This window comes from Corallococcus sp. 4LFB (assembly GCF_046520365.1).
Taxonomy (GTDB): Bacteria; Myxococcota; Myxococcia; order Myxococcales; family Myxococcaceae; genus Corallococcus; species Corallococcus caeni.
Map to the genome: position 1 here is coordinate 1 of NZ_JBKGHJ010000455.1, position 6,750 is coordinate 6,750.

Annotated in this window: 5 protein-coding genes and 1 pseudogene; 3 read left to right on the forward strand and 3 right to left on the reverse strand. The window is 72.5% G+C overall.

Translation table 11 applies throughout. The features are described from left to right. Window positions 1–225, reverse strand: a pseudogene (locus ACLEQD_RS33785) (TetR family transcriptional regulator); the annotation flags it as partial. Between the two features lie 201 nt (window positions 226–426). Beyond that, on the reverse strand, window positions 427–1,833 hold the full coding sequence (locus tag ACLEQD_RS33790) for a sigma-54-dependent transcriptional regulator (protein WP_410389717.1): 1,407 nt from the start codon (window positions 1,831–1,833) through the stop codon (window positions 427–429). Between the two features lie 153 nt (window positions 1,834–1,986). On the opposite strand from ACLEQD_RS33790, the gene ACLEQD_RS33795 reads away from it, so the two are divergent. The 3 genes from ACLEQD_RS33795 to ACLEQD_RS33805 all read left to right on the forward strand — a co-directional run bounded on the left by ACLEQD_RS33795 (window position 1,987) and on the right by ACLEQD_RS33805 (window position 5,549). Continuing rightward, the gene (locus ACLEQD_RS33795) at window positions 1,987–2,559 is read left to right on the forward strand and encodes an NUDIX hydrolase (protein WP_410389719.1); all 573 of its coding nucleotides are present in this window, start codon (window positions 1,987–1,989) and stop codon (window positions 2,557–2,559) included. A 304-nt stretch (window positions 2,560–2,863) separates the two neighbouring features. Continuing rightward, window positions 2,864–3,592, forward strand: coding sequence for a TenA family transcriptional regulator (locus tag ACLEQD_RS33800; protein WP_410389721.1), 729 nt, complete (start codon window positions 2,864–2,866; stop codon window positions 3,590–3,592). Window positions 3,593–3,695: 103 nt separating this feature from the next. After that, a complete protein-coding gene (locus tag ACLEQD_RS33805) occupies window positions 3,696–5,549 on the forward strand; it encodes a methyl-accepting chemotaxis protein (RefSeq protein ID WP_410389723.1) in 1,854 nt (617 codons plus the stop codon). Here ACLEQD_RS33805 and ACLEQD_RS33810 read toward each other — a convergent pair. Beyond that, the coding region (locus ACLEQD_RS33810; protein ID WP_410389725.1) for an ATP-binding protein at window positions 5,494–6,750 on the reverse strand (1,257 nt) is incomplete at its 5' end. The two genes, ACLEQD_RS33805 and ACLEQD_RS33810, sit on opposite strands and share 56 nt — an antisense overlap.

Genomic DNA, 6,750 nt, shown 5'->3' on the forward strand with positions numbered 1-6,750 from the left:
CTCGTCGCCCGCGGTGAGCTTCCCCTGGCGCTGGGTCTTGAGGGCTTCGATGCGCGCGGCCAGCCCGTTGAGCTCGTCGCGCAGCCCCTGCTGCCGGGTGCGCAGGGTGCGTGCCTCCGTGCGCGCCGCCTGGGCCTTCGCGCGCGCCTGCTCCAGGCCGGACGTCGCCCCGGCGGGAGCGGCCACGAGCAGGCACAGGAGGAGGGGGAGGACACGCGACATCATCGGGGGGACACCGTCAGCAAGGCGGATGCCAGTCCTTCCCTCCTACTCCGTTCCCAGGTCCGGCGGAAAGCGCCCTGGTTCCGGGCACCTGCACGGGCAGGGTGGGGCGGGGTGGGTGGGCCGGACGGTGGAAAGTCATGGGGCCGGGGCGGGGGTGACGGATTTCCGAGGCCGCCGGGGGGCGGGCCCCTTCGCTGGGGGCTAGCCCTCCTCGGGGCGTTCGCCGCGCGGCAGGAAGCCGTACTTCTCCAGCTTGTAGTACAGCGCGGAGGTCTTGATGCCCAGCAGCCGGGCGGTCTCCGTCTTCACGCCGCCGGCCTTCTCGTAGGCGCGGGCGATGAGCTGGCGCTCCAGGTCCTCCAGGATGTCGGGCAGGGGGCGGTCGCCCTGGGGCACCGGCAGCCCCGCGTCCATGCGCGGCGGCTGGCCAGCCAGGTGCGAGGGCAGGTCCTGCGGGGTGAGCGTCTCGCCCTCGGCGAAGACGAGCGCCTGCTCCATCACGTTCTCCAGCTCGCGCACGTTGCCGGGCCACGCGTGGCGGGTGAGCGCGTGCAGCGCCGCGTCGTCGATGCCGGTGACGCGCCGGTTGACCCGGGGCGCGTGCTTGGCGACGAAGTGGCGGGCGAGCGCGGGCAGGTCCTCGGGGCGCTCGCGCAGGGGCGGCAGGGTGAGCGGGACGATGTGCAGCCGGTAGTAGAGGTCCTCGCGGAAGCGGCCCGCCTTCACCTCCGCCTGGAGGTCGCGGTGCGTGGCGCTCACCACGCGCACGTCCACCTTGAGCGTCTCCTCGCCGCCCACGCGCTGCAGCTCCTTCTCCTGGAGCACGCGCAGGAGCTTGGTCTGCACGGAGGCGGGAATCTCCCCAATCTCGTCCAGGAAGAGGGTGCCGCCGTCGGCCAGCTCGAAGCGGCCCAGCTTGCGCTTCACGGCGCCGGTGAAGGCGCCGCGCTCGTGGCCGAACAGCTCGCTCTCCAGCAGCGTCTCCGCCAGGGCCGCGCAGTGCACGACGACGAAGGGGCCGTCCCTGCGCGGGGAGCGCTGGTGGAGCATCCGCGCGACCAGCTCCTTGCCGGTGCCGCTCTCGCCGCGCACGAGCACGGTGGCGTCGCTGGCCGCCACCTTGCGCACCTGGGCGAGCAGCTTCTGCATGGGCTCGCTGTCGCCCACGATGTCGCGGTGGGTGAGGGCGGCGTCGGCGTCGTGCGCGTCCGTGCGGGCGGTGAGGCGCTCCACCTGGCGGCGCGTGGCGGACAGCTCCAGGCCCTTGTCCACCTTGGCGCGCAGCACCTCCGGGGGGAAGGGCTTGGTGATGAAGTCGTAGGCGCCCTGCTGCATGGCCTGCACGGCGGTCTCGATGGTGCCGAACGCCGTCACCACCATGACGACGGCGCCCGGGTCCGCCTGCTTGAGGGCGCGCGTCACGGCGATGCCGTCCATGCCGTCCATCTTCAAATCCGTGACGACCAGGTCGAAGGGGCCCTTCTTGTACGCGGCCAGCCCGTCCGCCCCGCTCTTCACCGCGGACACGGTGTGGCCGGAGCGGGTGAGGGTGACGGTCATGCCCTCGCGGAGGGTGTCGTGGTCGTCGATGACGAGGATGCGGGCCATGCGCCTGCTCGGGAAGGAGGGGTGGGGTGTCGCCGGGGTGGGCTCCGGCGCAATGCACACGCCAGGCCACCCTACACCGGACCGGCCGGGGCGCACGCGGGGCCGCCGTGAAAGGGCTGGCGTCCCGGGCGCGGTGGGTGTCTATCCGGGCGCATGGCCTCCGTTTCCACGTCCCTCGCTGACCTGCTCGCGCGCCACGTCCCGACGGACGACAAGGAGCGCGAGGACCTTGCGCGCATGCGCCACTTCGCCGCGTCGCTGAAGGAGCCCTTCTCCCGGTCGCAGGTGGAGGCGCACTTCACCGGCAGCGCGGTGGTGGTGGACGCGGCGGGCGGACGGGTGGCGATGCTGCACCACGCGAAGCTCAAGCGCTGGTTGCAGCCCGGGGGACACGCGGAGGCCGGAGACGGAGGCGACATGGAGGCCACGGCGCTGCGCGAGGCCCGCGAGGAGACCGGGTGCCGCGTGCACCCGCACCCCACGGCGCCGCGCCCGCTGGACGTGGACGTGCACGTCATCCCCGCGCGCAAGGACGAGCCCGAGCACCGCCACCTGGACGTGCGCTACCTGGTGGTGGCGGAAGACCCGGAGTCGCTCGCGCACGACCCCGCGGAGTCGTTCGGCATCCAGTGGCTGGAGTGGGAGGAGGCGCTGGTGCGCGCGGACGAAGCGCCGCTGCGGCGCATGCTGCTCAAGGCGCGCGACCTTCTTCACCCCGGGTCTTGAGTGGGCCATACCCGGCGGATGTCTGGTGGAAGATGCCGTAGACCGTGAAAACAAGAAATGTTGGATGGGCGTTCGCGGGATTTACGACAAACAAACATTGGACAGCCTGTTGAGCGTCGCAGGGGGTCTGGATGAAACACAGACATCCCGGCACCGTGGTGACGCTCGGGATGGAGGGGGGCGGCCATGACGGCTTGTCATCCATCCGCGGGCAGGAGCACGTCGCGTGTCGTCTCCGGCCGGAGTGTCCCAGGTTCTTGTCCCAGCAGGGGTTTCCGTCTCGTCGCTGAAGCAGGATGACGTCTTGCGGCGCTACCAGCCCGCCGCGTTGAGGCGCACGCCGCATCCACCCTGGATGGAGGCGATGCTGGACTCGCTGAAGCCCGCGTGGGACGCGGCGTGCACGGCCACGCTGTTCCGGGAGACGGCGGAGGGACGGCATCCGCCCCTGGGCGCCTGGCAGCGATTCCTGGTGCGGTGCTTCCCCATCGTCGAGCACTTCCCCAAGTACATGGGGCTGTCCCTGGCGAAGACGACCTACGGCCTGCGTCCCGGTGACGCCAGCATCCGCCGCTGGCTCTTGCAGAACCTGGGCGTGGAGGCCCGTCACGCCGAGTGGTGGATTGACTGGATGCAGGCGGCGGGCGTGGACGCGCCCAGGGCCTTCGAGGCGCCGATGACGCCGGAGGTCCAGGCGCTCCACCAGCACCTGCTGGCCACCTGCCTCGGTGGGTCGCTGGCGGAGGGCATCGCCGCGTCCAACTGGGCCATCGAGGGGGTCACCGGCGTCTGGACGCGCGCCGTGGTGGAGCCCTTCACCGCGTATGCCCGGGACGGCATGCGCATGGACGCGCACGCGCTGCGGTGGCTGCGCGCGCATGCCCGCTATGACGACGCGCACCCGGACGAGGCGCTGGAGATCCTCAAGCTGACCACGGACGTAACAACGGGAGAGCCGGCGCGCGTGGGCGTCGCGGCCCACCGGTCCCTGGTGTTGCTGGCGCGCGTGTTCGAGTCCTGCGGCGAGGCGTGAGCCTTCGCGCGGGCTGAAGCAGCCTTCTTGCCGGTGGTGATGACGCAGTCGCGAGACACGCCGGCCCGGCCTTTGCGTCGGACCGGACGGGGGGCGTACGCACATGAATGAAGCAGAAGACATCCGGGAGCTGGCCTGGCGTGGGACGTGGTTGTTCCTCCGGTGGGTGCTGCCCCCGTCCATCGTGTGCGCCTACCTCATCGCGATGGCGATGGGGCTGTCGAGCCGGGAGGGGGTGCTCGTCACGGCCACCATCCTGCCGTTCATCGTCCTCGTGTTCGGGCTGCTCCATCCCTACGTGACGCTGCGGTGGCTGGCGGCCTGGGCCTTGCGGCGTCACGGCGGGGACGGGCCGGGGGACCGGCTGCGGCGCATCCTGGAGCTGCCCTGGCGCTCCATGGTCTTCACCACCTGCGCGGCGTGGACGCTGGGCGGCTTCTTCTTCAGCCTCCCGGTGTGTCTGTGGTTCGGCAAGGACGGGTTCCGGGTGGGGCTGGGGACGCTCATCGCGTTCTGCTTCGGCGTGGTGGTGGCGTTCCCCATCGCCCTGGGGCTGGAGCGGCTGGCGCTGCCGTGGGCGCTGCGCGAACAGGATGCGCATCCGGAGACGGCCCCCACGGGCTCGGGCCTCTTCTGGCCCCGGCAGTCGTGGTTCCTGCCGCTCACGTTCCTGTCCACCATCTTCGCCACGGTCGTGCTGAGCGCGTGCGTGGTGGTGGTGAAGTTGCTGGGCGTGCGCACCCACCTGAAGGAGGTGCTGCTGGCGGATGGCGCGTGGCGGGCCGCGTCGCAGCTGGATGACGTGGGCAGCTCGCTGTTCGCGGACCTGGGCTTCGCGCTGCCCTGGGTGGGCGCGCTGGTGTTCGTCCTGCCGGCCTTCACCACGGGGATGCTGGCGAGGCGTCAGGCGGCGAGCGCGGGCTCGGTGCACGAGGCCATCTCCGGCCTGGCGTCCGGGCGGATCCGCTCGCCGCGCTGGGTGTCCACGGACGAGATGGGCGACCTGGCGTCGGGGATGAACGGGGCGCTGTCCCGGCTGCGGAGGTTTCCCCGGCTGCTCCAGACCTCCGCGCGGCGACTGGGAGAGGCCGGCACGGACCTGCGCGTGTCGAACGACGAGCAGCAGCAGGGCCTCACCCGGCAGGCGGCGGCGCTGCACGAGACGCAGGTGACGTCGGACGAGCTGCGGCGGGCCTCGAGGATTGCCGCGGACTCCGCGGAGGAGGTCTTGCGCGTGGCCCGGAGCGCGGAGGTCCTGGGCCAGCAGGGCGAGGCCGCGGTGGTCCTGAGCCTGGAGGGGCTGGCGGCCATCCGGGGCGCGGTGTCCGGCATCCAGCAGCGGCTGTCGAAGCTGGAGGAGAGCACGGTGCAGATTGGTGAAATCACGGAGGCGGTGAAGGACCTCGCGGACCAGTCCCACCTGCTCGCCGTGAACGCGGCCATCGAGGCGGCGCGCTCGGGCGAGGCGGGCAGGGGCTTCGCGGTGGTGGCGAGGGAGATCCGCGGGCTGTCGGATCAATCCGTCCAGGCCACACGGCGCATCCGCAACATCCTCGCGGAGATTGGCCAGGGCATCCGCGACGCGGCCGCCATGAGCGAGCAGGGCGTCCATCAGGTGGCCACCGGGCTGGACCAGATGCGCGCCTCCGGCGAGTCCCTGCGCGCGCTGTCGCGCAGCTCGCAGGAGAGCTCCGAGGCGGCGCGGAAGATCGCCAACGCGGTGACGCAGCAGAACGCCGCCTTCGCGCAGATCGCCACCGCCATCGCGGACCTGTCGCAGCTGATGGACGGCACCCTGCGCAGGCTGTCCGCCACGCAGGAGGCCACGCGGACGCTGCAGGTCGTCTCCGGGGAGGTGGGGCAGATGGCGCTGCAGTTCGACGTCCAGGACGTGGTGCCGCTCACCGCGCCGCTGCCGCCTCCGGCCCGGGAGCGGGACAGGGCAGCGTCAGCGTGAAGACGGTGTCGCCCGGGGTGGAGCGCAGCGCGAGCTCGCCGCCGTGGGCCCGGGCAATCTTGCGCGCGAGCGGCAGGCCCAGGCCGGTGCCCTGCTCGCGGGTGGTGAAGAAGGGCTCGAAGATGCGCTCGCGCTCGGCCTCGGGCACGCCGGGGCCCGAGTCCTGGACGTCGATGGCGTAGCGCCCGTCGCGCAGCTCGCCGCGAACGCGCACGCGGCTGCCGGCGGGCGCGGCCTGCACGGCGTTCTTCACCAGGTTCACGAGCGCGGCGGTGAGCAGGCTGCCATCCGCCTCCAGGTGCGCGGGCGCGGCGGACATGTCCAGGGACACGCCCTTGCCCTGGGCCTCCGCGGAGAGCAGCTCGCACGCGTTGGAGACGAGGTCGGACGCCTCCATGGGCGCGCGCGCCAGCGGCTGTTCCCGGGCGAAGGCGAGGAAGTCCTCGACGATGCGCTGGAGGTAGGCGACCTCGCGCTGGATGCGGTCCACGTGGCTGTTCGCGTCCGCGTGCGCGCCCGCGCGGAGGTCCTCCTGCAGGAGGCCGGAGAAGAGCGCGATGCCGCCCAGCGGGTTGCGCACCTCGTGGGCCACGCCCGCGAGCATCAGCTTGAGCTGCCGGTCCCGGCTCTCCAGCGCGCCGCGCATGACCTCCAGCTCCCGCGCGAGCACGCCAATCTCACGCGTGGGCTCCGGAGGCACCGGCGTGGTCAGGTCCCCCCGGCCGATGCGCAGCGCGGAGTCCATCAGCCGCCGCAGCGGGCGGGCCAGCCCTCGCGCGGTGATGACGGCGATGAGGGCGAGCGCGACGAGCGCCACGGCGCTGGCCATGACGAACGTGCGCCACAGCCGCCGCAGCGGCCCGAAGAAGGCCGCGCTGCCCTCCACGCCGATGGCGCCCACCACCTGTCCGTCCTGGACCACGGGCGCGTAGCCCGTCTTGTAGAGCAGCCCGTCGGAGCCGGTGAAGAGCACCTGGCTGGCGGCGCGCTTGCCGGCGAAAACCCGCGTCAATTCCAGCCGGTCGCGCGCGAGGTCCGGGACCTCGGCGCCCACGGGCAGGTTGCCGCCCGCGTCCGCGCGCACGCGGCCCCGCGTATCCACGGCGTACACGCGCCGCACGCCGCTCGCGGTGCGCACGCCGTCCAGCAGGCGCACGAGGTTGCGCCAGGTGCGGGTGCCGGACACGTCGTCGCCGGGCTC

Coding starts and splice junctions, on each gene's coding strand:
- ACLEQD_RS33805 (WP_410389723.1), top strand. CDS start 3,696: ATGAATGAAGCAGAAGACATCCGGGAGCTGGCCTGGCGTGGGACGTGG.
- ACLEQD_RS33790 (WP_410389717.1), bottom strand. CDS start 1,833: ATGGCCCGCATCCTCGTCATCGACGACCACGACACCCTCCGCGAGGGC.
- ACLEQD_RS33795 (WP_410389719.1), top strand. CDS start 1,987: ATGGCCTCCGTTTCCACGTCCCTCGCTGACCTGCTCGCGCGCCACGTC.